The 26,542-nt window shown below is 61.8% G+C and carries 32 protein-coding genes; 16 read left to right on the top strand and 16 right to left on the bottom strand.

Annotated elements, in window-relative coordinates; translation table 11 throughout:
- Positions 1-20: 20 nt before the first annotated feature.
- Positions 21-1,118, bottom strand: coding sequence for a carboxynorspermidine decarboxylase (locus tag ABX75_RS09830; protein WP_034098549.1), 1,098 nt, complete (start codon positions 1,116-1,118; stop codon positions 21-23).
- A 184-nt stretch (positions 1,119-1,302) separates the two neighbouring features.
- Between ABX75_RS09830 and ABX75_RS09825 the strand changes: the two genes are divergently transcribed.
- Positions 1,303-1,968: a DUF2268 domain-containing putative Zn-dependent protease gene (locus ABX75_RS09825; protein ID WP_034098547.1), complete on the top strand. Its 666-nt coding sequence runs from the start codon at positions 1,303-1,305 to the stop codon at positions 1,966-1,968.
- Between the two features lie 117 nt (positions 1,969-2,085).
- Complete coding sequence (gene metE / locus ABX75_RS09820) at positions 2,086-4,374, top strand: 5-methyltetrahydropteroyltriglutamate--homocysteine S-methyltransferase (RefSeq protein ID WP_047881843.1); 2,289 nt, start codon at positions 2,086-2,088, stop codon at positions 4,372-4,374.
- A 55-nt stretch (positions 4,375-4,429) separates the two neighbouring features.
- Here metE and ABX75_RS09815 read toward each other — a convergent pair whose 3' ends face one another.
- Complete coding sequence (locus tag ABX75_RS09815; RefSeq protein ID WP_047881842.1) at positions 4,430-5,584, bottom strand: DUF1624 domain-containing protein; 1,155 nt, start codon at positions 5,582-5,584, stop codon at positions 4,430-4,432.
- 118 nt (positions 5,585-5,702) lie between these two features.
- Here ABX75_RS09815 and ABX75_RS09810 point away from each other — a divergent pair, with 118 nt between their 5' ends.
- Both ABX75_RS09810 and yfcF read left to right on the top strand, forming a co-directional pair.
- Positions 5,703-6,263, top strand: coding sequence for a DUF924 family protein (locus tag ABX75_RS09810; protein ID WP_047881884.1), 561 nt, complete (start codon positions 5,703-5,705; stop codon positions 6,261-6,263).
- Between the two features lie 94 nt (positions 6,264-6,357).
- Complete coding sequence (yfcF, locus tag ABX75_RS09805) at positions 6,358-6,990, top strand: glutathione transferase (RefSeq protein ID WP_047881841.1); 633 nt, start codon at positions 6,358-6,360, stop codon at positions 6,988-6,990.
- Here yfcF and ABX75_RS09800 read toward each other — a convergent pair.
- Positions 6,965-7,237, bottom strand: coding sequence for a hypothetical protein (locus ABX75_RS09800; protein ID WP_034098540.1), 273 nt, complete (start codon positions 7,235-7,237; stop codon positions 6,965-6,967). The two genes, yfcF and ABX75_RS09800, sit on opposite strands and share 26 nt — an antisense overlap.
- 130 nt (positions 7,238-7,367) lie before the next feature.
- Here ABX75_RS09800 and ABX75_RS09795 point away from each other — a divergent pair, with 130 nt between their 5' ends.
- Positions 7,368-8,012, top strand: coding sequence for a hypothetical protein (locus ABX75_RS09795; protein WP_040268640.1), 645 nt, complete (start codon positions 7,368-7,370; stop codon positions 8,010-8,012).
- A 34-nt stretch (positions 8,013-8,046) separates the two neighbouring features.
- On the top strand, positions 8,047-8,388 hold the full coding sequence (locus ABX75_RS09790; RefSeq protein ID WP_034098536.1) for a hypothetical protein: 342 nt from the start codon (positions 8,047-8,049) through the stop codon (positions 8,386-8,388).
- A 48-nt stretch (positions 8,389-8,436) separates the two neighbouring features.
- Here the strand turns inward: ABX75_RS09790 and ABX75_RS09785 are convergent, their stop codons facing one another.
- Entirely contained in the window at positions 8,437-9,183 is a 747-nt protein-coding gene (locus tag ABX75_RS09785) for a creatininase family protein (RefSeq protein WP_034098534.1), read from the bottom strand.
- A gap of 30 nt (positions 9,184-9,213) precedes the next feature.
- The gene (locus tag ABX75_RS09780; protein ID WP_034098532.1) at positions 9,214-9,927 is read right to left on the bottom strand and encodes a murein L,D-transpeptidase catalytic domain family protein; all 714 of its coding nucleotides are present in this window, start codon (positions 9,925-9,927) and stop codon (positions 9,214-9,216) included.
- A 38-nt stretch (positions 9,928-9,965) separates the two neighbouring features.
- Between ABX75_RS09780 and ABX75_RS09775 the strand changes: the two genes are divergently transcribed.
- Positions 9,966-11,567, top strand: a complete 1,602-nt coding sequence (locus tag ABX75_RS09775) for a murein L,D-transpeptidase (RefSeq protein ID WP_034098530.1) — start codon at positions 9,966-9,968, stop codon at positions 11,565-11,567.
- Positions 11,568-11,733: 166 nt separating this feature from the next.
- Here the strand turns inward: ABX75_RS09775 and ABX75_RS09770 are convergent, their stop codons facing one another.
- Entirely contained in the window at positions 11,734-12,234 is a 501-nt protein-coding gene (locus tag ABX75_RS09770) for an AAA family ATPase (RefSeq protein WP_047881840.1), read from the bottom strand.
- Positions 12,235-12,312: 78 nt separating this feature from the next.
- Between ABX75_RS09770 and dapF the strand changes: the two genes are divergently transcribed.
- Complete coding sequence (gene dapF, locus ABX75_RS09765) at positions 12,313-13,116, top strand: diaminopimelate epimerase (protein WP_047881839.1); 804 nt, start codon at positions 12,313-12,315, stop codon at positions 13,114-13,116.
- Here the strand turns inward: dapF and ABX75_RS09760 are convergent.
- The gene (locus ABX75_RS09760) at positions 13,104-14,246 is read right to left on the bottom strand and encodes a PAS domain-containing sensor histidine kinase (protein WP_047881838.1); all 1,143 of its coding nucleotides are present in this window, start codon (positions 14,244-14,246) and stop codon (positions 13,104-13,106) included. The genes dapF and ABX75_RS09760 overlap by 13 nt on opposite strands.
- Positions 14,236-15,051 (bottom strand): alpha/beta fold hydrolase, encoded by an 816-nt coding sequence (locus ABX75_RS09755; protein ID WP_047881837.1) that lies wholly within the window; start codon positions 15,049-15,051, stop codon positions 14,236-14,238. Before ABX75_RS09755 ends, ABX75_RS09760 begins: the two co-directional genes overlap by 11 nt.
- Positions 15,052-15,178: 127 nt before the next feature.
- On the opposite strand from ABX75_RS09755, the gene ABX75_RS09750 reads away from it, so the two are divergent.
- The gene (locus tag ABX75_RS09750; protein WP_047881836.1) at positions 15,179-16,378 is read left to right on the top strand and encodes a YgcG family protein; all 1,200 of its coding nucleotides are present in this window, start codon (positions 15,179-15,181) and stop codon (positions 16,376-16,378) included.
- Between the two features lie 14 nt (positions 16,379-16,392).
- On the opposite strand, the gene ABX75_RS09745 is transcribed toward ABX75_RS09750, so the two are convergent.
- Positions 16,393-16,818, bottom strand: a complete 426-nt coding sequence (locus ABX75_RS09745; protein WP_034099831.1) for a GNAT family N-acetyltransferase — start codon at positions 16,816-16,818, stop codon at positions 16,393-16,395.
- Between the two features lie 17 nt (positions 16,819-16,835).
- Positions 16,836-17,327, bottom strand: coding sequence for a GNAT family N-acetyltransferase (locus ABX75_RS09740; RefSeq protein WP_034098519.1), 492 nt, complete (start codon positions 17,325-17,327; stop codon positions 16,836-16,838).
- A 357-nt stretch (positions 17,328-17,684) separates the two neighbouring features.
- Here ABX75_RS09740 and ABX75_RS09735 point away from each other — a divergent pair, with 357 nt between their 5' ends.
- Both ABX75_RS09735 and ABX75_RS09730 read left to right on the top strand, forming a co-directional pair.
- Entirely contained in the window at positions 17,685-18,152 is a 468-nt protein-coding gene (locus ABX75_RS09735; RefSeq protein WP_034098518.1) for a GNAT family N-acetyltransferase, read from the top strand.
- Between the two features lie 150 nt (positions 18,153-18,302).
- Positions 18,303-18,779, top strand: coding sequence for a DUF488 family protein (locus ABX75_RS09730; RefSeq protein WP_047881835.1), 477 nt, complete (start codon positions 18,303-18,305; stop codon positions 18,777-18,779).
- A 21-nt stretch (positions 18,780-18,800) separates the two neighbouring features.
- On the opposite strand, the gene ABX75_RS09725 is transcribed toward ABX75_RS09730, so the two are convergent.
- A complete protein-coding gene (locus ABX75_RS09725) occupies positions 18,801-19,070 on the bottom strand; it encodes a hypothetical protein (protein WP_034114078.1) in 270 nt (89 codons plus the stop codon).
- Between the two features lie 122 nt (positions 19,071-19,192).
- Positions 19,193-19,678: an HIT family protein gene (locus tag ABX75_RS09720; protein ID WP_034114076.1), complete on the bottom strand. Its 486-nt coding sequence runs from the start codon at positions 19,676-19,678 to the stop codon at positions 19,193-19,195.
- A gap of 139 nt (positions 19,679-19,817) precedes the next feature.
- Here ABX75_RS09720 and ABX75_RS09715 point away from each other — a divergent pair, with 139 nt between their 5' ends.
- A complete protein-coding gene (locus ABX75_RS09715) occupies positions 19,818-20,147 on the top strand; it encodes a DHCW motif cupin fold protein (RefSeq protein WP_034098512.1) in 330 nt (109 codons plus the stop codon).
- A 42-nt stretch (positions 20,148-20,189) separates the two neighbouring features.
- On the opposite strand, the gene ABX75_RS09710 is transcribed toward ABX75_RS09715, so the two are convergent.
- On the bottom strand, positions 20,190-20,657 hold the full coding sequence (locus tag ABX75_RS09710) for a copper chaperone PCu(A)C (RefSeq protein WP_034098510.1): 468 nt from the start codon (positions 20,655-20,657) through the stop codon (positions 20,190-20,192).
- A complete protein-coding gene (locus ABX75_RS09705) occupies positions 20,657-21,262 on the bottom strand; it encodes an SCO family protein (RefSeq protein WP_034098508.1) in 606 nt (201 codons plus the stop codon). Before ABX75_RS09705 ends, ABX75_RS09710 begins: the two co-directional genes overlap by 1 nt.
- Positions 21,263-21,457: 195 nt before the next feature.
- Here ABX75_RS09705 and ABX75_RS09700 point away from each other — a divergent pair, with 195 nt between their 5' ends.
- The 4 genes from ABX75_RS09700 to ABX75_RS09685 all read left to right on the top strand — a co-directional run bounded on the left by ABX75_RS09700 (position 21,458) and on the right by ABX75_RS09685 (position 24,270).
- Positions 21,458-21,841 carry a DUF2946 domain-containing protein gene (locus ABX75_RS09700; protein ID WP_034114072.1) on the top strand — a complete coding sequence of 128 codons (384 nt, stop codon included), beginning with the start codon at positions 21,458-21,460 and terminating at the stop codon, positions 21,839-21,841.
- 62 nt (positions 21,842-21,903) lie between these two features.
- Positions 21,904-22,425, top strand: coding sequence for a putative natural product biosynthesis protein (locus tag ABX75_RS09695; protein WP_034114070.1), 522 nt, complete (start codon positions 21,904-21,906; stop codon positions 22,423-22,425).
- A gap of 67 nt (positions 22,426-22,492) precedes the next feature.
- Positions 22,493-22,936 carry a membrane protein gene (locus ABX75_RS09690; protein WP_034098503.1) on the top strand — a complete coding sequence of 148 codons (444 nt, stop codon included), beginning with the start codon at positions 22,493-22,495 and terminating at the stop codon, positions 22,934-22,936.
- A 77-nt stretch (positions 22,937-23,013) separates the two neighbouring features.
- Positions 23,014-24,270 carry a coproporphyrinogen III oxidase gene (locus ABX75_RS09685; RefSeq protein WP_034114068.1) on the top strand — a complete coding sequence of 419 codons (1,257 nt, stop codon included), beginning with the start codon at positions 23,014-23,016 and terminating at the stop codon, positions 24,268-24,270.
- Here the strand turns inward: ABX75_RS09685 and ABX75_RS09680 are convergent.
- Together ABX75_RS09680 and cobA are read right to left on the bottom strand one after the other, a co-directional pair.
- The gene (locus tag ABX75_RS09680; RefSeq protein WP_047881834.1) at positions 24,267-25,721 is read right to left on the bottom strand and encodes a nitrite reductase; all 1,455 of its coding nucleotides are present in this window, start codon (positions 25,719-25,721) and stop codon (positions 24,267-24,269) included. The two genes, ABX75_RS09685 and ABX75_RS09680, sit on opposite strands and share 4 nt — an antisense overlap.
- A complete protein-coding gene (cobA, locus tag ABX75_RS09675) occupies positions 25,718-26,539 on the bottom strand; it encodes a uroporphyrinogen-III C-methyltransferase (RefSeq protein WP_047881833.1) in 822 nt (273 codons plus the stop codon). The genes ABX75_RS09680 and cobA overlap by 4 nt, the downstream gene beginning before the upstream one ends.
- Positions 26,540-26,542 lie beyond the last annotated feature (3 nt).

Raw genomic sequence — 26,542 nt, 5'->3', positions numbered from 1 at the left:
TCTCTCCTTTATCCGCCAGCTTACGAAAGGCTGGACAGGTAGTCGTCGTAACCAAATTCACGAACCACCTCGACTGTACCGTCGAGTTGTTTCACTACGATGGACGGCATTTTCAGGCCGTTGAACCAGTTTTTCTTGACCATGGTGTAGCCCGCGGTGTCGATGAACGACAGCCGATCGCCGATGGCCAGCGGACGATCGAATTGATATTCGCCGAAGATATCCCCGGCCAGGCAGGATTTGCCGCACACCATGTAGGTGTGTTCGCCTTCGCTTGGCGCCAGCTTGGCGTTGAGGCGGTAGATCAGCAGGTCCAGCAGGTGGGCTTCGATGGAGCTGTCCACGACGGCGAGGTGTTTGCCGTTGTAGAGGGTGTCGAGCACGGTGACTTCCAGGGAGGCGCTGTTGGTGATCGCCGCTTCACCCGGTTCCAGGTAGACCTGCACGCCGTACTTCTCGGAGAACGCCTTCAAGCGTGCGCAGAATGCGTCCAGCGCATAGCCTTCGCCGGTGAAGTGGATGCCGCCGCCGAGGCTGACCCACTTGACCTTGTGCAGCAGCGCGCCGAAGCGTTCTTCGATGGTGCCGAGCATCTTGTCGAACAGGCTGAAATCGCCGTTCTCACAGTTGTTGTGGAACATGAAGCCGCTGATCTGCTCGATCACGCCTTCGATCTTCACCGGGTCCCATTCGCCCAGGCGGCTGAACGGACGCGCCGGGTCGGCCAGCAGGTAGTCGGAGCTGCTCACCTGCGGGTTGACTCGCAGGCCGCGGGTCTTGCCTTCGGAACGTTCGGCAAAACGCTGCAACTGGCTGATGGAGTTGAAGATGATCTTGTCGCAGTTCTCCAGCATCTCTTCGATTTCATCGTCGGCCCAGGCCACGCTGTAGGCGTGCGCCTCACCTTCGAACTTCTGGCGGCCGAGCTTCAACTCATACAGCGACGACGACGTGGTGCCGTCCATGTATTGCTGCATCAGGTCGAACACCGACCAGGTCGCAAAGCACTTGAGCGCCAACAGCGCCTTGGCGCCGGACTGCTCGCGCACGTAGGCGATCTTCTGCATGTTGACCAGAAGCTTCTGTTTATCGATGAGGTAGTACGGCGTTTTGATCATTTTTCAGAGCCTGCGGCGGTGCCTGCCAAAAAAGGACACGCATTGTGCCCGCACTTGGAACAGATCGAAAGGTTAGTGGGCGGATTTTGCCGCCCCCGTTTAATCTGGCCTGCCAATATGACAGGCCGTCAGTATGATGGCCCCCTTCGATGATGGAACCGATGCAGGACGACGAGAGGTGAGAATGGATGCATGGACACTGCACTGGCTGGAGGCCTCGGGCCCCTTGGCCGAGTGTCGCCGCGAGGTGAGCGCGGCATTCGAAAGTGCTTACCGCGCGATTGCTGGCTGGATGCCGCCGCCGCGACTCGACGTACTGATCCAGCGTCTGCCCGGCGAAACCCTTGCCGAGCTGGGTCTGGTCGGACGGGCCTACCGCAGCACGATGTTCTCCATGACCCTGGACCCCGACAACCCGCACTTTGCCGACAGCCTCCACAACGGCGCGCTGCAACGTCACATTGTGCATGAGGTGCATCACTGCCTGCGCATGGCCGGTCCCGGCTACGGCTGGACATTGGGAGAAGCGCTGGTCAGCGAAGGGCTGGCGGGACAGTTCGTGGCGCATCTGTTGGGCAGCGCAGCGGAACCCTGGGAGCGGACGTTCAGCATTGAAGCGCTGCAAACCGCGCCTGTGCCGATGGGTGAACTTGAGGCGCGGTATTACGACCATAGCGCCTGGTTTTTCGGCACTGGCGACAAGCCTCGGTGGTTGGGGTATTCGTTGGGGTATCAGATGGTCGGGCGTTGGTTGGCCTCGGTTGGCGAGCCAGGCGTGGAGGCGTGGCTCAATGTTTCGGCGCAAGAGGTGATGGCGGTAGGGCTTAAGGAAGGCTTGCTGCGTTGTTAGTGGCCAGCATCTGATCATGAGCTATATTCGTGATCATCTAGAATAAAATGAGTTTGTTTCACGATCAGTGTCTGCCGACAATGCCTGCCATTACTTACGGCATTGGAGTTGCACGTCATGGCAGTCGCACATACCCTCGGGTTTCCACGCATTGGACGCGATCGTGAATTGAAAAAAGCCCAGGAAGCATTCTGGAAGGGCGAACTCGACGAAGCCGGCCTGCTTGCCGTTGGCCGCGACCTGCGCAAGGCCCATTGGGATGTGCAGAAACAGGCGGGCATCGAGCTGTTGCCGGCCGGCGATTTTGCCTGGTACGACCAGGTGCTGACCCACTCGCTGATGTTCGGCGTGATCCCCGAGCGCTTTCGCCCAGCCGATGGCCAGGCCACGCTGCATACCCTGTTCGCCATGGCCCGGGGTGTCAGCGACAGTTGCTGCGGCGGTGCCCACGCCCAGGAAATGACCAAGTGGTTCGACACCAACTACCACTACCTGGTGCCTGAGTTCAGCGCCGACCAGCACTTCCACCTTGGCTGGGATCAGTTGTTCGATGAGGTCAAGGAAGCCCGCGAGCTGGGCCACAGCGTCAAGCCAGTGATCATTGGTCCGCTGACTTACCTGTGGCTGGGCAAAGCCAAGGGCGGCGAATTCAACAAGCTCGATTTACTTGACCGTCTGTTGCCGCTGTACGGCCAGATCTTCCAGCGCCTGGCCGAGTTGGGGGTGGAGTGGGTACAGATCGACGAACCGATCCTGGTGCTCGACCTACCGCAGGCGTGGAAAAACGCTTTCGAACGCGCTTACAACCAAATCCAGCGCGACCCGCTGAAAAAACTGCTCGCCACCTACTTCGGTGGCCTGGAAGAAAACCTCGGCCTGGCCGCCAACCTGCCGGTGGACGGCCTGCACATCGACCTGGTGCGTGCGCCGGAGCAATACCCGACCATCCTCGACCGTTTGCCGGCTTACAAAGTGTTGTCCCTTGGCGTGGTCAACGGCCGCAACGTCTGGCGCTGCGACTTGGAAAAAACCCTGGCAACGTTGCAGCACGCCCACGAACGCCTTGGCGATCGGTTATGGGTGGCGCCGTCGTGCTCGTTGCTGCACAGCCCGGTGGACCTTGGCCGTGAAGACCAACTTGATGCCGAGCTGAAAAGTTGGCTGGCATTTGCGGTACAGAAATGCGCCGAAGTGGCCGTGCTGGCCCAGGCAGTCGACCAACCCGACGCCGCCAACGTACGCGCCGCGCTCGCGGAAAGCCGCGCCGTGCAGGCCGCTCGCGCGGCGTCGCCACGTATCCATAAACCGGCGGTGCAGGCGCGCGTGGCGGCCATCACCGCCAGGGACAGCCAGCGCCAGTCGCCGTTTGCCCAGCGTATCGAGCAACAGCGCGCCGGCCTGAATCTACCGCTGTTTCCCACGACCACCATCGGTTCATTCCCGCAGACCGCGTCGATTCGCCTGGCGCGTCAGTCCTACAAGCAAGGCAAGTTGAGTGAAGCCGAATACGTCGAAGCCATGCACAGTGAGATTCGTCACGCCGTCGAGGTGCAGGAACACCTCGGGCTGGACGTGCTGGTACACGGCGAAGCCGAACGTAACGACATGGTTGAGTATTTTGCCGAGCAGCTGGATGGCTATGCGTTCACCCGTTTTGGCTGGGTGCAGAGCTATGGTTCGCGTTGCGTGAAACCGGCGGTGATTGTCGGCGATCTGAGCCGTCCGCACGCCATGACCGTCGAGTGGATCCGCTACGCCCAGGGCCTGACCCGCAAGGTAATGAAAGGCATGTTGACCGGCCCGGTGACCATGCTGATGTGGTCATTCCCGCGCGAAGACGTGAGCCGCGAAGCGCAGGCTCGGCAACTGGCCCTGGCGATTGGCGATGAAGTGCTGGACCTGGAAGCCGCGGGCATCCGCATCGTGCAGATTGACGAAGCGGCGTTCCGCGAAGGCTTGCCGTTGCGTCAGGCGCAGTGGCAGTCCTACCTGGACTGGGCCACCGAAGCGTTCCGCCTATGTGCCGCTGGCGTGCGCGATGAAACCCAGATCCACACGCACATGTGCTACAGCGAGTTCAACGACGTGATCGAGTCCATCGCGGCCATGGATGCCGATGTGATTACCATCGAAACCTCACGTTCGGACATGGAACTGCTGGAAGCCTTCGAAGCCTTCGATTATCCCAACGAGATTGGCCCGGGCGTGTATGACATCCACTCGCCCCGCGTGCCGGATGCTTCGGAGATGGCCAACCTGTTGCGCAAGGCGGCCCGGCGCATACCCGCCGAGCGGCTGTGGGTCAACCCCGATTGCGGCTTGAAAACGCGGGGTTGGGCGGAGACGGAGGCGGCGTTGATTCATATGGTCGCCGCCGCCCGCCAATTGCGTGCCGAGTTGGCTTGAATGGGGAGGGGGCTTGCCCCCGCCCAGATTTGTGTCAGATCAAAGGTACTTAAGCTCAAAGGTACTTAAGCCAGGCCAGGTCGCGGCGGCGATCCTTGAGCCTGGCGAACCAGTGCACGGGCGGGTAGAGCGCCAGGGGCAACATCAACGCCAGCAGCCACACTGCACCCACAGAGTCGAAGCCGAAGTAGTTGCCATGGTTGAGGCCGAACAGCGCAACACAGGCGATATACAGCACCTTCAGCACATAAAGATGCAGCAGGTAAAAGAACATCGGCACCGAACCCATCACCGCCAACACCCCGATCCAGCGTCGAGGCCCGGCGCGTTCAAATGCCAGTAACAGCAGCAGACCCATGCCCAGGGTCAACGCCAGAAACAACAGTGAAGGCGGATACTTGGTCACATTGAAAAAACTCATCATCGTTTGCACGCCTGCGTCATACGCCTGCCACGGCTTTTCGCCGTAGCCGTTAATGGTGCGCAACACCACAAACCCCACCAGCGCGCTCACGCCCGCCAGTAGCAGATAACGCTGACGGGTGCCGGGCGGCGTGGCATTGGCAAACCACGGTCCCAGGCCGTAACCCAGGGCAATCACACCGATCCACGGCAACACCGGGTAGGTGACGCGCAGGCGCAGGTTGTCGCTGACATCGATCCAACTGCGCTCATGCAGAATCGACCATAGGGTTTGCAGCGCCGACCCTGGCGCGAAGTGCACACCATCGAGCAGGTTGTGCCCGGCGATAAGCAGCAGCGCGAACACAATCAACAATGGGCGCGGCAACCACACCAGCGCGGCCAGGGCGAGCATGCTTACGCCGATCGCCCAGATCACCTGCAGGTAGATCACGCTGGGCGGCAGTTGGAAGGTCCAGGCGAAGTTGACCAAGGTGAATTCCAACGCCACCAGAAACAGCCCGCGCTTGAACAGAAACGCGGACACGTCGCGCCGTCCCTGGTACTTCTGACCGTACAACCACGCCGACAGCCCGGTCAGTAACACAAACACCGGCGCGCACAGGTGGGCGAGGGTACGGCTGATAAACAGCGCCGGCTCAGTGCTGTCGATGTTCATGGGGTCGCCGACCTGGCGGTGTAGTAAGAAGGTCTCGCGTACATGGTCGAGCAACATAAACAGAATCACCAAGCCGCGTAGGGCGTCGATGGAGAGCAGGCGTTGGCGCAGGGGAGGAGCGTCGGTCATGGGCGAGGGTCGCAGGCTAGAGATAGACGGAGTGTTATCCTATAACATTCAGGTGCGCAGCGTCCTGCTTCTGATACCTTCTGCGGTATTCGCTCAACCTTCATTGGAGGCCGCCACCGTGACCCTGCATGACGCTACAGCCAGCCATACTCCCCAAAGCGTTGTTGATTTTTGGAAAACCGCGGGCCCCAAACGCTGGTTCGCCAAGAGCGCAGCCTTCGATGCCACATTCCGCGACAGGTTCTATGCGACCCATCTGCAAGCCGCCCGTCGCGAGCTGGAGGGCTGGCTCGATTCGGCGGAAGGTGCGCTGGCCTTGCTGATTCTGCTCGATCAATTCCCGCGCAATGCCTTTCGCGGCACGGCGCATATGTTCGCCACCGACCCGCTGGCACGGCTATATGCAGAGCGTCTGCTCGACGCCGGCCTGGATCAGCAGGTCGAGCCGGCCCTGCGGGCATTCTGCTACTTGCCGTTTGAACACTCCGAAGACCCTGCCGACCAGCAACGCTCCCTGGACCTCAACCAGCACCTGGACGCGAGCACCTATCACTGGGCCAAGGAACACGCGCGCATCATCGAGCGCTTTGGGCGTTTCCCCCATCGCAATGCCGTGTTGGCGCGGGTCACTACCGCGGAGGAACAGACGTTTCTGGACGCAGGAGGTTTTGCCGGCTAAGTGCTATTCCTGCCGGGAATGCCCCCATAAAAAGCCTGCATTGTCTTTATCGTCGCCGATCTCGTAGCGTGGGCTTTATTTCAAGGAGATCGCCATGCACCACGAACCGCTGCGTCTATACGTCGATTCGCTCTACACCAGTCCGTATGCCATGTCGGTATTCGTCACCCTGCGGGAAAAAGGCCTGGCTTTTGACACCATTCCCGTGGACCTGGACGCTGCGCAGAACCAGGCAGCCGATTACACCCGGTTGTCGCTGACGCAACGGGTGCCGACCCTGGTTGAGGGGGACTTTGCATTATCGGAGTCTTCCGCGATCACGGAGTATCTGGATCAGGTCTACCCGCATACGCCGGTGTACCCGACTGACCCAAAGCAGCGGGCCAAGGCGCGCCAAGTGCAGGCATGGTTGCGCAGCGATTTACTGCCGATTCGCCAGGAGCGCTCGACGCTGGTGGTGTTTTGCGGGCAGAAGATGCCGCCGTTGTCGCCGGTGGCCGAAGCGGCCGCGGTCAAACTGATCGCGGCGGCCCAGGCGCTGCTGGCGGGTAATCCGGATTATCTATTCGGCCAGTGGTCGATTGCCGATGTAGACCTGGCAGTGATGCTCAACCGCTTGATCCTCAACGGTGACCCGATGCCTGCCGAGCTGGTGGCCTATGCGCAGCGCCAATGGCAACGCCCATCGGTACAGGCGTGGGTCAATCAGCAACGTCCGGCGCTGTAGCCGGTTCGGTCAATTGCGCGGCACGCCGGTCGAGGTCTTCCCAATCGGCCATGCCCAGCACCCGCGTGGTGTTCAAACCGCGCAGATAACCGCGCAGTTGGTGGGCGCTGGCCTGGAACCGGTCGGCGTCCACCGTCTTATCCTGCAGCACCTGCTCGTACTCGGCCAGGTAATCGGCGACCCGGTCGCGAAACTCCGGCAGGACGGCTTCGCGGATGCGGTCGAAGGTTTTCTGGTGGGGCTTCATGGAATAGTCCTTATAGTTTTATCGGTGCACTATCGGTTCAGATAATAGTCACCATCACGTAACGCAAGTTCTGTTTTTGCCGCATAAGCGCAAAATTGCCCCATCGACACGCCGTTCAGGGAAATGCGCGATGAGGACTTTAATTCAACTGTGTTCAATGTTGCTGATGCTCGGCACTGCCTTGCTCAACAACGCGGCAATCGCCGGCGATCTGCGTACAGGCCATTTGCTACCGATCGTTGCTAGCGTAGACTCTCTGCAGCCTACGCAGTCGGTGGGTGTTTTGCTGAGCGACTACACCCGCGACAACCTCAGCTACCTTGAACGCTACCACGACATGGCCTTGAATGGCGCCAAGGATGCCCTCGACTCACGCATCCGTGCGGCGTTCGTTAACAGTTCCGACCCGGAGCTGGCTATGGACTGGTTGATGCATTCGCTGCAGGGCAGTTTTGTCTCGGTCACCGTTTACGACACTCTGGACGCCTTGGTACAAGCCCATCCCGATGTGGTGGTGATGCTCGACACCCATAATCAGTTGCTCACACCGCGCAATGACCAGGTCCAAGCGCGGTTTGTGGCGCGGTTCTATGACGCCAACCTGCAATACATCGCCAAAGCCGAAGGCTCGGTGCAGCGGCAAGTGCCGTCGGTGTGGGTGCGTGACAAGGCTGCACCGGAGATTGCCGCGCAGATCGAACAGCAGCGCGATGTGCAGCTCGATGCCCTGAAGCAGTTCGACGCGTCGCTCAAGGCCCTGATTCGTGCGGGTTGATATGAACTTTTATTGTTATTGTCAGGATTTTTTCATGCGCTCTTTTTTCGTACCGGCCACGGCCTTCGCTTCTGTGTTACTGGCCGGATGCGTTTCCGCACCCAACACCCCGAGCTTGACCTTGCAGACCACCAAGGCGCCTGAAAGCTATGTGCAATGCGTGCTGCCCAAGCTGGAAAAACACGGCATCTCCTCCACGGTCACGCAAAATTCCCGTCACGTCAAAGTGGTGTTGACCAGCAAGATTGCTGCCGACGACGTGCTGGAAGCCTACAAAGCCGGGGAGGGCGCCAAGGTGTTTTTGTATGAGCGCAAGCCGCTGGCATCGACCATTACCCCGTCGCGGCTGGAGATAGCGGCCAAGGAATGCCAATAACCCGATGACGGCGATGAGAGGGGCTTTGCCCCTCTCACCAAAGGTGATTTACGGTTTGGCTTCGTCAGCGAAGTGGCCCACCGTTTTAATCAGCCCCTGAGCAGCCAACGCCACCAACTCCCCACCTTTTTCCACCGTCGCCAACGCCGGGTCCGAGCCCATGCGGCCATCGGGGAAGCGCGCCCGGAAGTCCAGGGCTTCGCGGATTGGCCCGGTGTTGGCAATTTGTGGCGAGTAGTCGGCCGTTTTGATTGCGTCCGGATAGGCCCATTGCGTCACCGCAATTTCCGACGGTGTGGCGTGGCTGCCATGGCCGACCGGGAACTGACGCTGGGCCAGCTCATTGACGCCCTCCAGATCCCACCAGTTCACCAGTTTCAGCGCGAACCCGGCCGGGCGCCGCGCAAAGCTGGCTTCAGCGTACAGCTCGGAAAAGGCTGCCTCGATGGTGGCGATATTGCCGCCATGGCCGTTCAAGAACAGGATCTTCTCGAAACCATGCCCGGCCAGCGAACGCACCCAGTCGCCAATCGCAGCGATAAAAGTGGAAGGGCGCAGCGAGATGGTGCCGGGAAACCCCAGGTGGTGCTGGGCCATACCGATATTGAACGTGGGGCCTATCAGCAGATCGGCATGCCGTTGCGCTTCATGGGCGATGATTTCCGGGCACATCCAGTCGGTGCCCAGCAGGCCGGTGGGGCCGTGTTGCTCGTTGGAACCGATGGGCACCACCACCGTGCGGCTGCGCTGTAGAAACTGCTCGATCTCGATCCAGGTGGACTTATGTAGAAGCATTGAGTGCTCTCTTTAATCGGTGGGGACAGGCTAACCGCCACGGATTGTACGACTACTGGCCACCTGCTGGGGTTTGCAATTGAGGTAGGTCGAGGACTTCAACCAGCGCTGGTCGGGATACCACGAAAACATGAACTGCCCGTCCTTGAGCTTGTCCACCACTTGACGCGCCACTTGCGGGCGGACGGCCGGGCAACCCTGGCTGCGACCGATACGGCCTTCGCGCTTGCTCCACAGCGGGCTGACGTAGTCGGCGGCATGAATCACAATGGCGCGGTCGCGGGCTGAGTCATTGAAGCCTGGCTCCAGGCCATCCATGCGCAGCGAATAGCCGTGGGTGCCCAGGTAACTCTCCTGGGTGCGGAACAGGCCCAGGCTGGATTGATGGCTGCCTTCAAGGTTGGAGAACTGCGTAGCGAAGTTTTCCCCGGACTTGGCGCCGTGGGCCACCAAGTCGCGCAGCAGCAGGGTTTTCTTGCGCAGGTCGAAGATCCACAGGCGACGGGCGGTCGAAGGTTGGGAATAATCGATCACAGCCAGGCGCTCGGAACGTTCTTCGCCATTATTGACCGCACATTGCACGGCGTTCAGGGCGCTTTTGAGCACAGTGGGATTGAGTTCTGGAGCCGAGCGCGCCAGGCTGCTATACAAGGAAGGAACGTTGCCGTCGGCGGCGAGCACAGATGTACTCAACACAGCCAGGCTTGCGGTGATCAGGCCGAGGCGGCACATAAAAGTCAGCATCTACAGTACTTCCCCCACTGTGGATTGGAGCTAAGGCATTGTTCAAAAAACACGCATGTTACTTGAGCATTTGCTTGCTCGTTGCACCACTGGTCGCCACGGCCGAAGCGCTGCCCGTTGAACCCTTGCCGGTGACCACGCCGGCGCCGATCGACCTGGCCCCCGTGCAACAGGCGCTGGCGCAGTTGCCCAGTGTCTGCCCTGGCCTGGCGCCGCAGATCGACGCCGCCGCGCAACTGCGTCTGCAAGCCTTTTATCAGCAGCAGGGCGATGTCGCGTTGTGGTCCGACGAAGCCCGTCGCCAAGCCTTGCATGCCCAACTGCAATTGCTCGCCGATGACGGCCTGGACCCTTCCCACTATAGCCTGCCAACCGTAGATGCCACGGCCAACGTGCTGTGCAGCGATATCGACAGCAGCCGCCACTATCTGCAAGCCCTGCAGGATTTGCACTACGGGCGCTTGCAGCAATCGCGCTTCGAGCCGCTGTGGCACGCGCAGCCGCCGAGCGGCGATCCGAATGCCGAGGTGTTGGCCTTCGCTGCATTGGGCCTGCACGACATGGCGCAAGCCTTCGACCAGGCGCGCCCCAGCGCCGACCTCTACCGCAGCCTGCGCAATGCCTACGCCAGCGTGCGTCAGCAACCCTTGCCCCATTGGGACCCGGTGGGCAGCGGCCCGTTGTTGCGCCCTGGCATGGAAGACGCGCGAGTACCGGAGCTGGCACGGCGTCTCTTTAGTGGCGGCTACCTGGCCGCTGAACCCAAGGGAGGCGGCAAGCAGTACCGCGCGGAACTGGTAGACGCGGTCAAAGCCTTTCAGCTCAGCCATTCATTGCAGGCCGATGGCGTGATCGGCGCCGGCACGGTGGCCGAACTCAATATCAGCCCGGCGGTACGGCGCGAGCAGTTGCGCATCAACCTCGAACGCTTCCGCTGGCTGGCCCAGGACCTGGAACCCGAAGGCGTGCTGGTCAACGTCGCCGCCGCGCAACTGAGCGTGTACCAGAGCGGCATTCCCGTATGGCAAACCCGTCTGCAAGTGGGGCGCGCCGAGCGCCAGACACCGTTGCTCAAGTCGCGCATCACCCGCCTGACCCTCAACCCTACGTGGACCATCCCGCCCACCATCATGCGCGAGGACAAGCTCCCGGCCATTCGCCTCAACCCCGAATACCTGCGCCAGCAGAACCTGCAAGTGCTCGATGCCGAAGGCCACCCGCTGGCGCCGGAACAAATCGACTGGGCGCGCCCCGGCAATATCTTGCTGCGCCAGGAAGCCGGCCCGCGCAATCCGCTGGGCAAAATCGTGATGCGCTTTCCCAATCCCTACTCGGTGTACCTGCACGACACCCCCAGCCAGCCGCTGTTCACCAAGGGCCCGCGCGCGTTCAGCTCCGGCTGCGTGCGGGTTGAACAACCGTTGCTGCTGCGCGACCTGCTGGTCAGTCCTGCCGAGCGCGCTCGCACCGACGAACTGCTGGCCACCGGCGTGACCCACGAATTCCGCCTGGCCACTCCCGTGCCGGTGCTGTTGAGTTACTGGACCGTGGAAGTGGATCGTCAAGGCGGGCTGGTGTACGCGCCGGATATCTACGGGCGCGACCCGGTGCTGATGAAGGCGATGGGCAGCGTGCTTTGATACAGGGCTGCTTCGCGCCCTAGCGCGGGCGGTGCGACGATTCCACAAGCCCGCTCACCACCTAAAAGCTCACGGCAAAAGCGTGCTTAGGGTGGCTTTATGGGGTGAGCGGACTTGCCCCGCGCTGGGTGGCGCAGCAGCCCCAAAAACACCAGCGCGATTCCACTTATCGCCCCAGATGAGCGAGCAGCCTTTCAACCGCCTCGGCTGCCGATAGGTTCGCCGTGTCGACGCTCAATGGCGCCTGCGCCCAGGCTTCGTACTCATGGGCCATCACCGACCGCCAGGTGGGTGGCGTCAGGCCGGGGATATCCCCCGTACGGCATTCAACCCGGCGTTGATGTTCTTGTCGGTCAGAGCAAATCACCTCTACGTCCACTAACTCCACGCCCGCCGCCAGGGCCACCGTTTGCCAAGAGGCGCGGCTTTCCCGCACGGGGTTGACACCGTCTGCGATCACACAATGGCCCAAGCGCAGATTGCTCAACGCCACGGCATTGGCCACACCGTAACCGCTGCTGCCCACATCGCCCGCCAGCACCCCGGCATCGCGAATGGCCTGCTCGATCACATCGATCCGCAGGTAAACCGCGTTGAGCCGCCGCGCCAGTTCATAGGCCAGGGTGGTCTTGCCGGTGCCGGGCAATCCGCTGAAGACAATAAGCATGGTTCGGTCCTTCGATAGGCCAGGGTGCGGCTTCAGGGTATCCTCAGGTTCCCTCTGCGGTCGACCTCAGGACAGCCCGTGACTCTACCTTTCGTGAAAATGCACGCCCTGGGTGATGACTTCATCATCATCGACCGTCGGGGTCTGGACGACCCCATTACCGCTCAGATCGCTCGGCGTCTGGGCAATCGTCATACCGGCATCGGCTTCAATCAACTGGCCGTGGTGCTGGACTGCGATGACGCCGCCGCACGCGTCAAATTCTGGAATGCCAATGGCACGGCCTTGCAAGCCTGCGGCAGTGCGACGCGAGGGGTGGCCGACCGTTTGATGCATGAAGCCGGGAGTGACTCGATTGTGCTGCGGACCGATCGCGGCTTGCTCACTTGCACCCGTGAGGCAGGGCGGCGGGTGTCGGTAAGCATGGGGCCGCCATCGCTGGAGTGGGCAGCGGTACCGTTGGCCGAAGCCCTGGACACCCTTGACTTACCGCTCGAAGGGCGCCCGGCGGCGTGCAGCATGGGCAACCCGCATTGCACGTTTTTCGTGGCGGATATCCTCGCCGTCGACCCGGCCGTTACGGGCCCGGAGCTGGAGCAGCATCCATTATTCCCGGCGGGAACCAACGTACATTTCGTCCAGGTGCTCAACCGTGGCCACATCCGCCTGCGTATCTGGGAGCGCGGCGGCGGCGTGCCGTTGGGCTCGGGAACGTGTTGTTGTGCGGCAGTGGTCAATGGTATCCGCCGTGGTTTGCTGGACAGCAGAGTGCAGGTGCAATGCGATGGCGGCACGGTCAGCGTCGATTGGGACGGGCGAGGCGCAGTGGTTTTGACCGGCAGTGTCGAGCCGGTCATGCAGGGCAACGCCTACGTGTTCTGAAACGTCACCGTAAACTCAGTGCCGGCGGTCGCGCAGGAATTTACCGTCACATCGCCGCCATGCACCTTGGCCAATTCGCGCACGATGTACAAACCCAAGCCTACGCTGCGCACATCGCTGCCTTGGTCGGTGCCGCGGGTCATGGGTTCGAACAGCCCGGCCAGCAAGGCTTGAGGGATCGGCGCGCCGTGGTTATGCACGGATACCGCGCCTGCACCATTGTCCAGGCGCGAGGTGATGGTGATGGGCTGCTGTAGATCGCCATAGGCCACGCTGTTGGCCACCAGGTTGCCGATGATCTGCTGCACGCGGTCGGCGTCCAGGCACGTCTCGCCAGCGCCTTCGGTGCAATGCACCAGGGTGGCCTTGGGGAAGGCCACACGCAGTTCATCCACCGCGCGATGAATCACGTTGTGCAGGTCCAGTGGTGCGGCTTTGATCACGATGCCTTGGCCGACCCGCGCCTGGGTGAAATCCAGCAGGTCGGCGATCATGCGCTGGGCGCGTTCCGAGGATTGGCCGATATGCCCCAACAGTTGGCGCTCCTTGGCGGTGCGCTCGTTGCGGCTGAGAAAGTCCGAGGCCATGCGAATGGCGGTCAGCGGGTTTTTCAGGTCGTGGCTGACGATCGCCATCATCTGTTCGGCGAACACCGCACGTCGCTGGGAGATAGCGTAGGCCTGCTTCAGCTCCGCCTGGGTATTCTGCAAGGCCAGCTCGGTGGAGGTTTTTTCCTGCAGCAGCGCTTCGGCCAGGTTGCGGGCGTTCAGCAGTTCGCGTTCGTATTTGTCGCGGTCGGTGGTGCCGAACAGCGCCAGGTCGTAGACCACCTCATCGGCCTGCTGGCGTTTATTGCCGTTGAGCAGCACAGTCACCTTGTGGCCATCGCGGTGCAGGATGTCCAGTTTCACTTCGGTGACGCTGCCGTGCATGCGCAGCATAGGGGCCAGATGGGTCTGGTGGAAAATTCGCCCACCCATGGTCAGCAGGTCCTGGAACCTGCGCGTGCACAGCTCGGCAATACTGAACCCCAGCCAATCGCCGAACCGCGCATTGGCCTTGAGGATCGTGCCGTCTTCGCCGGTAACGGCCAGGGCACACGCGGCGCTGTCGAATAATTCAGCCGGCACGGGTGGCCGTCCACGGCGCCAGGAAACCCTGCATGGCCGCCGCGCACGCTTGGGGGGCGCTCATATGCGGGCAGTGGCCGACGTTGTCCACCAGGCAGTACGTGCTGTTGGGCATCACGCTGTGCAGGTACTTGCCCACTGCCACCGGGGCGATCAGGTCGTCGCTCGATTGCAGGATCAACACCGGGGTGGTCAGGCCGATCACGTCCTGGCGGTTGTCCGAGGTAAACGTCACCCGTGCGAAGTGCTTGGCGATATCCGGCTCGGTGCGGCAAAAGCTGTCGGCCAGGGTGTCGCTGAGTGCCGGTTGCCCCGGCGCGCCCATGATCACCGGGGCCATGGCGCTGGACCAGCCCAGGTAGTTACTGTCGAGGGTGTCGAGCAGCTCATCGATATCGCTGCGCTTGAAACCGCCCACGTAACCGTCCGTATCGATATAGCGCGGCGACGGGCCGATCATCACATGGGCCGCGATACGCCCTGGCGCCAGGCGGTCGGCGAGGGTGCCGATCATCGCACTGACCGAGTGCCCGACCAGAATCACCGGGCCTTGGGCATAGGCGGCGATAATCTCGTTCAAGTCGTGGGCGTAGCCGTCCAGCGTGCCGTACTTGGTCTTGTCGAACGCGCTCAGGTCCGACAGGCCCGCGCCCACCAAGTCATAGAGCACTACGCGAAAGTGCTCTAGAAACGGTGGCGCCAAGTCGTTCCACATGGCCTGGTTGCAGCCGAAACCGTGGGAGAACACCAGGGTCGAGGTCCCGTTGCCCATGACATTGACGTTGTTGCGGTGACGTAGATCCATGGGCATCTCAAGATTATGGCGTATCGCTATTGGCGGCCAGTTTAGATAGTCAGGCGCATTGGGTCACGCGTTATAGCGCCGATGGGGTAAAGTCGGCGCCTTCAGGAAGAAACCTCAGGTAACAAATATGATGCGTCGGTTGCGGCAAACACTTTTGAGTCTGCTGGTGCTTGTGTGTGCCAGCCTGTTGCTGACCGTTCGCGCCGAGACTTCTCCCATCGGCGTCGCCTTGGACCAGCGGGTGATCGACCTGACCGATACCTTGGACGCCACTACTACCGCCGGTCTCAAGCAACAATTGGCTGACTTGGAACAGCGCAAAGGCGCGCAAGTCGCCGTGCTGTTGGTGCCCACCCTAGGCGGCGCGGACCTTGAGGACTATACCAATCAACTGTTCCGCGCCTGGAAGCTGGGGCGCAAGGACGTTAACGACGGCATCCTGTTGCTGGTGGCCAAGGACGATCGCAAGGTGCGCATCGAAGTAGGCTACGGCCTTGAAGGCACGGTCACCGACCTGCTGGCGCACCGCATCATCGCGGAACATATCACCCCGGCTTTTCGCCAGGGCGACTATGCAGGCGGGATACAACAAGCGGTCGATGACCTGACCACATTAGTGGATGGCGGCGATCTGCCCGCGGTCGCCGATACCGCCATTGCGCCCGGCGCTATCGCGGTGTTGCTGGCATTTATCCTCGGCGCCATCGGTGGTGTGCTGCTCGCGGCGCGCAAGCTGGATTGGCGCGCTGCGCTGATCGCCACACTAGTGATTACCGTCGGATTGGCGATATTTGCCGGTGGCCGCGAATGGCTAATGTATCTGCTGGTGGTGCCGCTGACCCTGTTGATCGGCGGCGCGACATTCGGCGCATTGTGGCTGGCGCGCGCGGCCTTCTACGGCGTGATAGGGCTGTTGACCTATATCCTCGGGGTGGTGATAGCCAATCGGTTTGTGGAGGTCAGCTATGTCCACTGGCTGGCGTGGCCGCTGGGTGGCCTGGTGGTCCTGGGGTTGTACGTCCTGCTGTTTCTGCTGATCAAGGCTTCCTGGAAGAACAGCCCGCGCGGGTTCCTGCTGCGATTGTTTGCGGTGGCGGCGATCTACGCAGCGGCGGGGCTGCTGCTGGGGCACGGCGCCCAGGGCTGGCTGATCGCGGTGCCGATCGCATCGTTTCTGGCGCTGTTTGTGTTTATCCAAGGCAGCGCGGGGACCGGGTCGGGTGGCGGGTCAAACTCCAGCAGTTCCAGTTCCAGTTCCAGTTCCAGCAGCAGTTCATCCGGTGGCGGCGGTTCCAGCGGCGGTGGCGGGGCGTCGGGGAGTTGGTGAAGTCACGCCAGCGTTCACAGGGTCTTGGACAAGAACACCCGGCTACTGCCGACGGGGTCACACGGGATCTCGCCAAACCGCACCCACCCGTGTTTTTCGTAGAACCCCGGCGCCTGGAAACTGAGGGTATACAGCACCGCCTGCCGGCAGCCTCGGCGCCGGGCTTCATCCTCGAAAGCGTGCAGCAACTGCCGGCCCAACCCGGCACCGCGCAGTGAGTCGGGCAGGTGGAACAGATCGAGGAACGCCATGCCGAGGGTGGTTTTACCGCTGATGCCGCCAAGGATTTGCTGGGTGTCCGGATCTTTGATCAACAGCGTGAGCGGCACGCGGTCGTTGTAACCGGTGATGGCCTCGTTGAACGCGGCCAGACCGCCACCCAGAATGCGCTCGGCTTCGGGGTTGGGTTGGTCGCTGATTTCAATGCGCGGTGCGGTCATCATCGATCCTCCCTGGATTACAGCGCCATCACCATCTCATGCCACGCCATCCCGCCGTGATCCGAAGGCGATGGGCGTACATAGGTGTAGCCCATGCGCGTATACAGCGGCACATGCTGCTCTTTGCACATCAGATGAATCGTCTGTTTGCCCATGACGCGCATGCGTTGCACGAACTCGGTCATCAGCACGTTGGAATAGCCGTGGCCCTGATGTGCCGGGTCGACCACCACCGACATGATCACCACATTCGGCGCCTCGGGCGCATGGCCCACCAACTCCTTGAACGCCTCGTCCGACATCACCACCTGATGGGCGCAGCCGCTGTTGATAAACCCCACCACCTCGCCATCCGCCTCCAGGATCAGAAACCCCTGGGGGTACTGCGCAATGCGCGTGGCGATCTTTTCCAGCGTCGCGGCTTCGTCGCCTTCGTAGGCGGCGATTTCGATTGCATAGCAGCGAGCGGCATCAGTGGGGAGGGCGTTGCGCAGGGTTAGGGCAGGCATCGGTGTTTCCTGGGACATTGAGCGAAAGGCCACATCATAGCGGCCTCGCTGGGCCTCTGCGCTGAACAGGGCTCAAAAAATGGGAAGGGGCTTGTTCGCGTCAAGCATGGTAACGGATACTTTTTCGACGATTTTGGCCATGGTCGTCGACGTCAAGCAGGCAGTGTGAAACCTGACGGTAACCGTGATACCAATGTGGGAGGGGGCTTGCCCCCGATGGCGGCATGTCGGTCAGCGCATCTATCACTGACCCCGCGCCGCATATAATTGGCGAAACCAGGCTTACCAACTACGCACGGATAGCGACCGTTATTCATTCACCCGAGCGGGTATGAATACGTATGAAGGAAGGACCTCATGCTGGAAATAAAATGCGCCACCCTCAACGATGCCGATGCCGCGTTTGACATCCGCCGCGAAGCCATCCGCAGCCAATGCGTCGGCGCCTACACCGCTGAACAAATGGCACTCTGGACGCGTGGCAACGCTGAGGACGGCTACAGCGCACTGATGGACAAATCGTTTTATCTGGGCTGGTTCAACGACGAGCCTGTCGCCACCGGCATGCTTGACCTGGACAACAACGAAATCGGTGCGCTGTTCGTGTTGCCCGCTTTCACCGGGCGTGGCTATGGCAAGGCGATGCTGGATCACCTTGAAAGTCTCGCGCGGGAACTGGCGATTGAAGAGGTGGTGCTGGATGCGACGTTGAACGCCGCGAGTTTCTATCGAGCATGTGGTTATGTCGGGGATGAACAGGCCATTTACCACTCACCGTCGGGGTTGCAGTTGGCGTGTATCCCGATGAAGAAGCGGGTTGGCTGAACCGATGGCCTGATGGGCGAGGGCAATAGGTTTGTTACGCAATAATTGGCTCCGCTCGTCACTCGCCACGGCTCGTCAATTTCAGCCGATGTTATAGCCCCGGCGTTTTTTTACCATTTGATCGCGCCGGCAGGCCTTAGGAGAATCTGCATGAACCTCTACACCGCAGGCTACGAGGGACTGACCATCGACGCATTCATTGCACGACTCAAGCAGGCCGGGATCGACAGAGTATTGGATGTGCGTGAATACCCGTTATCGCGGAAAAAAGGTTTTTCCAAAAATGCCTTTGCCCGGGATCTGGCCGCACAGGGGATCGCTTACGAGCATAACCCGTCGCTCGGCTGCCCAAAGCCCATACGCAAGCAGTACAAGGAAGACGGTGATTGGACAACGTATGCGCGCGAGTTCAGGGCTTATATCCGCACCCAAGGCACGGTGTTGAACGAGCTGGTTTGCAATGCAGCCCAGCAGCGGATTTGTATGGTCTGTTATGAGGCGGACGCCCGTTTTTGCCATCGCAGTTTGATCGCTGAAGCCGCGCAGGAATTGAAGCCCTCGCTCGACATTCAACACCTACCCTTCAAAACAACGCTATTTGATGATCGTCTTCTTTCTGTGGCTTAGGCGGATAAATCAGGCTCACGATCAACCACTGGTTGATTGCAGCTTGTCAATTTCCTCCGAAGTCCATGCTTTCGAGGCTGACTTCTGAATGCGAAGTGCGGTGACGCGTGCAGGTTTGATCAGGCCTAGCGTGACGTTATGCTCAGCCCTGGCTTTATCCAAGGCGTCAAAATTCTCATAAATTTTCAGCCTGTCCAGCAACACGCGCCGCTCGCACCAATCACCTGCGGGCAAAACTCTCCCCGCACAAATGCTGTCCACACCGATCAATATCCGAACTTTGCGTTTCATGCGGGCCATATCCAGACGTTATTTGAACTGTATCCAGAGACCGGAAAACTGCCAGATAGACGTGTAACCGCATATGCAGATCGCCTGCATTACCGCTATGTCAGTTCACGCAAAGGTCGGTATCAATCGCGCATACAGGCGCGCAGGCGGTTGATGACCTGCGCGACGGACGGACCTTGAGTCGCCGGCGTCGTCGGACTCTCGCCGAACTCGCGCCATACAAATAGCGTCAACTCAGCCCCGTCGGTCACTAGTTGGGTCGGGTTATGCGAGCCAAAGCGTTGCAACTGCCGATAACGTTCATCCTGCCAGAACGCGTCTTCCACCCAGTCGTACACCGGGATCAAATGAAAATGCAACGGGAAGCCCGGCATATGCCCATAGCGGCTGATATAGAGCCACTTTGGCCGCAACTGCGTCTGCATAATCCGCTGGGCTCTCGCCAGCAATCCCCCCAGTTCGGCCAGTGCGGCGTCGGGCATGTCGGCAAGAGAATCTATCGGCGCCTTGGCGCCCAGTATCAAGTAACCCGGTAGCCTGGACGTCAGGTGATGATTGAGCTGCCAATGGTCGGTCTCAAACAAGACGTAAGCGGGGTCGATCAGCATCAGCATGTCTCTTCGGAGATGGGCGAGCAGAATAACAAGCACGCTTGCCTGTATGCCGCAAAACCACTCCATCTGTGTCTACCCGCCCCCCAATCAGCCAGTTAGCCTCAAGCTACCCTAACCCACGACCGAGTCCCCCATGGATCTTACCGCCGTCCCGTTTTGCACCACCGATTGGTCCACTGTTGAACCGGTCATCTACCCCGGTGTGACCGGCAGCGCTACCTGGCGCACCGGGCACTTTGGTACGACTCGTGTGCGTATGGTGGAGTACAGCGCCGGGTACCTGGCGGATCATTGGTGCACCCGCGGGCATGTGCTGCTGTGTCTGGAGGGCGAGTTGCACACCGAGCTGGCGGATGGGCGTCGGTTTACGTTGACGGCCGGGATGAGTTATCAGGTGGGCAATGAGATGGAAGCGCACCGTTCATCGACGCTGGACGGTGCGAAGCTGTTTATCGTGGATTGATGGGCGGGTTGAGGTGAGCCAACCCGAACCGAACGGGTGCAATTAGTGCTTATGGCTAGGGGCCGTGCCGTCCACGCCACGAGCGATGGCTTTGACTTCAACGGCTTGCTGCTCGCCCTTGGCGTTTTCCACGGTCAGGGTCAGCGGCACCGGATCGCCTTCTTTGATCTGGCCGGTCAGGCCCATCAGCATCACATGGTAGCCATTGGGGTCGAGGGTGACGGCTTTGCCGGCAGGCAGGGCCACCGAGTCCACCGGGCCCATGCGCATCACGTCGTCTTGCATGCTCATTTCATGGATCTGCACGTCCTTGGCCACCGGCGAGGCCACGCGCAGCAGCTTGCTGTCGACGTCGGCGGTGACGGTCATGAATGCGCCGCTGGCGGGTTGGCCTGGGACGGTCGCGCGGACCCAGGCGTCGCTGACCTGCACCTGGGCGCTGGCGTGGGCGGCGAGGCCCAGCAGGGTCAGGCCGAGGGTGAGGCGCTTGAGGTGTTGAACGGCAGTCATTAGCAGACCTCCATGACGGTGAGCAGGTCTTCTGCGCACTCTTGAGCGGTAAGGGATGCCTGGAGCCCCAGGCGCAGGTTGCCACGGGTGTCGAAGACAAAACTGGTGGCGGTGTGAGACAGGGTGTAGGTGTCGCCGGCCGGGATCTTTTCATAAAAGATGCCGAATTCCTTAGCGGCCACGGCGATTTCTTCCGGGGTGCCGTACAGCGCTTCGAAGCTGGGGTCGAAGGCTTTTACGTATTTGTCGAGAATCTCCGGCGTGTCGCGTTCTGGGTCCAGGGTGATAAAGATCACCTGCATGATCTCGCCGTCACGGCCCATCAGTTTCTTGGCCTGGGCCGCGCGGGCAAGGGTGGTGGGGCACACCGCCGGGCATTGGGTGAAGCCGAAGAACACTACCGGCATCAGGCCACGGTAGGAACTGAGGGTGACCGTCTCGCCCTCGGTGTTCTTGAGCTTGAACGTGCGGCCCATGATCTTGTCGCTCAAGTCCTTGCCGTACTTGAAATTCAGTTTGGGGCTGTTGTCACAACCGGCCAGCAGGCCCAGGCCCAACAAGCCCATACCGGTCAGGACCTTGCGGCGGGTGAATAACGTACTCATCAACTGTGCATCCTGTGAAACGCCTGCATTGCGCTGGATCTACCCATCAGGCCGTGAAAAAGCAGGCATTTGAAGTAAGAAACGAGGAGGGCGGCAAGTCTACCAACCCACGCCGGCCTGCGTAATCTGCGACGTTCTGCCACAGGGGCGCGTCGCGCTTCATCCGTTGGCGGCTGGGATGGTAGAGTCGCGGCCATGAAATTGAGCCTGCCCGACCGTTCGCTGATCGCCTGGATCCTGTACTGCTGCGTGCTGATGAACCTGTTCGTGTGCGGTTTGAGCCATGGCCAGATGCTCGGCCAGCAGCTCAATGGAATCGGCGGGGCGTTCTGTTCGGTGGACGGCAAACCGGCGCCACTTTCCGATAAAGGGTCGGGCGACGCGGCTTCCAGCAACATTTCGAACTACTTTGCCTGCCCGGTGTGCGCCGCCTTGACCGTCGCCCTGGTGTTCCTGATCGGCTTGGCCTGGCTGCTCGGCCTGGGTCAAACCCCGCGCGCAGCCCATACCCAGCGCAACAAAGCGCCGCCGCGCTACGCCTGGCCCTCGGCCAACCCCCGCGCTTCTCCCGCCTGCTGACGTGTGCCTTGGGCCCCTTGTGACCAGGGGGCGTTCTATCGTCACGAGTGTGAGTGCGTTCCATGAATCATCCATCGCCAGCCGGCGCCCTGCGCCTGCGTGCAGCACCGGCGCCTGCGCAATACCCCAGTAATGCCCGCTGTTTCGTCCACTTGGACGCGCGTCTGTTGCCGTATTGGCACAGCCTGTTCGACATCTGCCCGGCGCTGCTCAAGCTCGACCCGCCCGAAGGCCTGAACCTGTTTCGCAGCTTTATGACCTGGGCCTACCGCAACCAGCCGGCCGCGGATTGGACCTACCACCTGAACGTGTGCCGTTGGTTGCTCGGCTCGGCCTACCGCACGCGCATCAATGAAGAACCCATCGAAGCGTTCATGGCCGCCGCTGCGGCGAGTTGGATCAATACCGACCACAGCCAGGCCGAGGGCATCGTGCTGGCGTGGCGCGCGCTGCGGGTATTCGATTGGAAAGTCACGCCGCCCGCCGCCGTTGAGCAACCGCCATTGCCAGCGTCCGGCTGGGATTTCGCCTGGAGCCCGCTGAGCCGGCGCGGTGAGTGCTGCGGCTGGCAGGTGCTGACTTGATCGGCATCAAGGTGGCCCGCCGCCGCGCGCGCCACACTGCAATCCCGGCGCGACCTGTGAGGCCATCATGCTCTATCTGCTGTTTCTGTTGGCCCACCTGTTCGCGGCGCTGATCTTTATCGGCACGGTGTTTTTCGAAGTGCTGATCCTGGCCAAGGTACAGGCGCAATTGCCCGCCCGGGCGCGGGTGTTGGTGGAACAAGGCATCGGCCGCCGCGCCCGGGCGCTGATGCCGTGGGTGCTGTTGGTGCTGTTCGGTGCCGGTCTCGGGATGGTCTGGCTGCGATACCTGCCGGTGCTGGCCGCGCCTACGGCGTCGTCCTTTGGCATGTTGCTTTCGCTCAAACTGCTACTGGCCGCCAGTGTGCTGCTGCATTTTGTGACGACCTTACTGCTTATGCGCCGTGGCCGCGCCAGCGAGCGCTACCTGCGCGGGGTACACCTGAGCCTGTTTGCGCATATGGTCGCCATCGTGCTGTTGGCCAAGAGCATGTTCTACCTCAGCTGGTAGGGCCCTTGATGCACATCAAGGTGCGTCGAGCCCCGCCGCCGGACAATGGCTCACCGCCCCTTGATCCGGAGCCTGCCATGCACACTGTCATCCCCCTCGCTCGTCACGGTCCAGGCGTGCTGGACCTGAATGGCCAGGCCGATATCCGCCGTTTCCACCCCGGCATAGGCTCCCTGGATATGTTGCGCGCCCTGCGCACCAGCCGCCAACGGCAACGCCCGCTGGCCGTGACCCTGCATTGGCCGGCCAACCCACCGAGTGACGAGTACTCACGCAGCCTGGCCCAAGAGATCCAGCTGGTCGGCTGCCACCTGGGCGCTCGCCAGCCGCTGGAGTACTTCCAGTGGCGCGGCGCGGCGAGCATCGGCGCGGTACAAACGCTGATGGCGGCCATGCGCGAGCGCTTTCATTTTCTCGCCCCCGGCCGTGGTGACTACGGCATCGACCTCGACCCGTACCACACCGATTGGGCCGGCATGGGTCTGCTGCGTGACCTGGGCTTCAACCACGTCTGTATCGGCGTGCCCGACGCGCGTGCCGAAGGGGTGCACGCCCTGGCCTGGTACCGCGACCCTGCGCCGATCCAGTCCTTGATCGATGCGGCGCGCACTTTCGATTTCCGTTCGGTCAGCGTCGATCTCGGCTACGGCAGCGCCTGGCAGACCCTCGCCAGCTTCGATACCAAGCTCGCCAGCCTGATCGCCCTGGAGCCGGACCGCCTGCAGGTGTTTGACTACGCCCGGCCGCCCAGCCGTTATCTGGCCCAGCCTGCCCAGGCGCAATGCAGCGCGGCGGATAAAGCCCAGATGCGCCAGTTGTGCTTCGAGCGCCTCGGCGCGGCGGGTTACCACTACATCGGCCTGGGCCTGTTTGCCCGTGGCGACGACGACCTGATCCAGGCCCAGGAGCGCGGCCGCCTGAGCCGCACCAGCGAAGGCTTCACCCTGCACGGCTATTGCGACCATATCGGCCTGGGCCTGGGCGCCATCAGCCAGATCGACGGCTTGTGCGCGCGAAACAGCAGCACCGAACCTGCCTACGCCCAAGCCCTGCACAATGGCCAGCTCCCCACCTGCCAGGGCTGGCAACGCCAGGTCGGCGACGGGTTGCGCGAATACGTGGTGGAGCGCTTGGCCTGCGACCTGGAACTGGATATCCAGGCGATTGAGCGGCGTTACGGGTTGGTGTTTTCCCAGTATTTCGCCACGCTCTGGCCGCTATTGGAGCAATGGGCGCGGGACGGCCTGATCGAATTGTCGGCGCAGTTTCTGTGTGTGCTGCCGGACGGGCGCCGGCAGGTGGATGAGCTGTGTGGGTTGTTCGAACAGGCCTAGTGGGAGGTGCCTTCGGCGAACTCGATTTTATTGCCCACGTTGTATTTGCCCGACGGCTTGTTCATGGGCAGGCGCTTGACCTCCTTGAGGGTTTGGCTGTCGTAGACGATCAACGCGCCGTCCGTGGCCCAGATGCTCAGTAACACGTAGCGCCCGTCGCGGGTGAATTCCACATGGGCGGCGGTCTTGCCCGGCACCGGGCGCAAGGTGTGGGCGATTTCCAGGGTCTGTTTGTCGATCAGGTGGATGGCGTCGTTGTCCGGGCCGAAGAACACGTCGCTCCACACATAGCGTGAGTTCACATGGCTGCGCATAAAGAAGCCTGGCCCCAGGGTGGGAATCTGTTTGATCAGCGCCCAGGTGTTCAGGTCGATCACCGAGATTTGCCCTTTGCTGATATTCGGTGTGGCGAACACCCAGTGCCCATCGCGTTGCCAATAGGTGCCCGAGCCCAGGTGCGGCATGCCCGCCAGCGGGATATCGGTGACCACCGCGCCGCTGTCCAGGTCGATTACCTGGCCGCCCCCGGCCTTGCGCGAGGTGGCGACCAACTGTCGGTAATCGGGAGAAAACGAAAAGTCATCGAGCACGTCCTGGGCCTGGATGCGCCGGGGCTCGAAGCGCGGTTGCGCGTCGGCATACGCCAGTTCCCACACCTCGTTCAGATCCTTGAGCGCGACGATAAAGCTGTTGCGCGGCGGTGCGGTGTACACGGCGCTGACCCGCGAACCAGTGTCCAGAATCTTGACCAGCGACAGATCGCGCGCATCCAGCAACACCAGATTGCCCGGCAGGTAGTTGCCCGCCAGCACCCAGCGCCCGTCTTTGCTCACCGCCAGGTTGCGAGTGTTGAGGCCAACGCGGGTTTCGGCGATCAGCCTGAGGTTATGCAGGTCGTATTGGCTGATCCAGCCGTCCCGGGAGGCGAAGTACACAAAGCGCCCATCCGGGGAAAACTTCGGCCCGCCGTGTACCGCGAAGTGGGTGGGGAAGCGGTCCAGCACGTTGAAAGTGTCACCGTCGAGAATGTCCATGTGGTGATCCCCCGATTCCACCACCACAAACAGGTTGAGCGGGTCGGCGTGGTGCTGCGGGGTGGTCGGCAGTTGGTTCAGGTTCGCCAGTACGGTGTGGCTGGCGCGGATCGCCTGGGCATCCCAGGTCGGTGGCGATGCCGGCGGCTGTTGCAGAAAATCCACCAGGCCGTCGATGCGCGCGCTGTCCAATTGCGCGGCGAATCCGGCCATTTGGCTGGCGGGGCGGCCGTCGCGGATCACCTGGCGCACCTCGTCGGGCTTGATCCGCCCCAGGCTTTCGGGCAACAACGCCGGGCCGGTGGCGCCGATGCGGTTGAGGCCGTGGCACTGCTCGCAGTACTGGCGGTAATCCTCAGCTGGCGTGCCCTTGGCGACGTTGGCCCACAACAGCGGCACCAGCAGCAGGCGTTTCATATCGCCACCGCTGCGCGCGGCGCTGCCAGGCTGGCCGGGAAGTGCAGGACGGCGCCGGCGAACAGGTCCACGACCTGGCCGATCACCGTCAGGGTTGGCACGCCGGGTTCGCAGTCGGCGGCCAGGGTCGGCAACTGGCGCAAGGTGCCACGGGCCACTTGTTGATCGGCGCGCGCACCGTTGCTGATCAGCGCCGCCGGGGTATCCGCCGACAAACCGGCAGCCACCAGGTGTTCGGCGATCAGCGCCAGGTTCGACAGGCCCATATAGAACACCAGGGTCTGGCTCGGCTCGGCGAGGCTGGCCCAGGGTAATTTCAGCGCACCGTCGCGCTGCAGGTGCCCGGTGACGAAACGGCACGAGTTGACCAGATCGCGATGGGTCAACGGGATTCCGGCGTAGGCGCTGCACCCGGACGCGGCGGTGATCCCTGGCACCACTTGGCACGGAATATCCCGCGCCAGCAGGTATTCGAGCTCCTCGGCGCCGCGCCCGAAAATAAACGGGTCGCCGCCCTTGAGGCGCACCACGCGCTGGCCTTCGCCGGCCAGTTCCGCCAGCAGTTCGTTGAGTTGATCCTGGGGCAGGCTGTGATGGCCGCTGGCCTTGCCCACGTAATGGCGGGCGCAGGTGAGCGGGATCAGCGTGAGCAGTTCGGCGCTGATCAGCCGGTCGAACACCACGGCATCGGCCTGCATCAGCAGGCTCCAGGCGCGCAAGGTAAGCAGGCGTGGGTCGCCGGGTCCGGCGCCCACCAGCGCAACTTCACCGGGGTGCAACGGGCTGTGCAGGCTGGGGGGGAGGGCAGTGGTGTGCATGGG

The sequence above is a fragment of the Pseudomonas sp. ARP3 genome, assembly GCF_001029595.1.
Classification (GTDB): Bacteria; Pseudomonadota; Gammaproteobacteria; order Pseudomonadales; family Pseudomonadaceae; genus Aquipseudomonas; species Aquipseudomonas rhodesiae.
The sequence above is the reverse complement of the archived record's forward strand: the minus strand, read 5'-3'. Positions and strand labels throughout refer to the sequence as shown.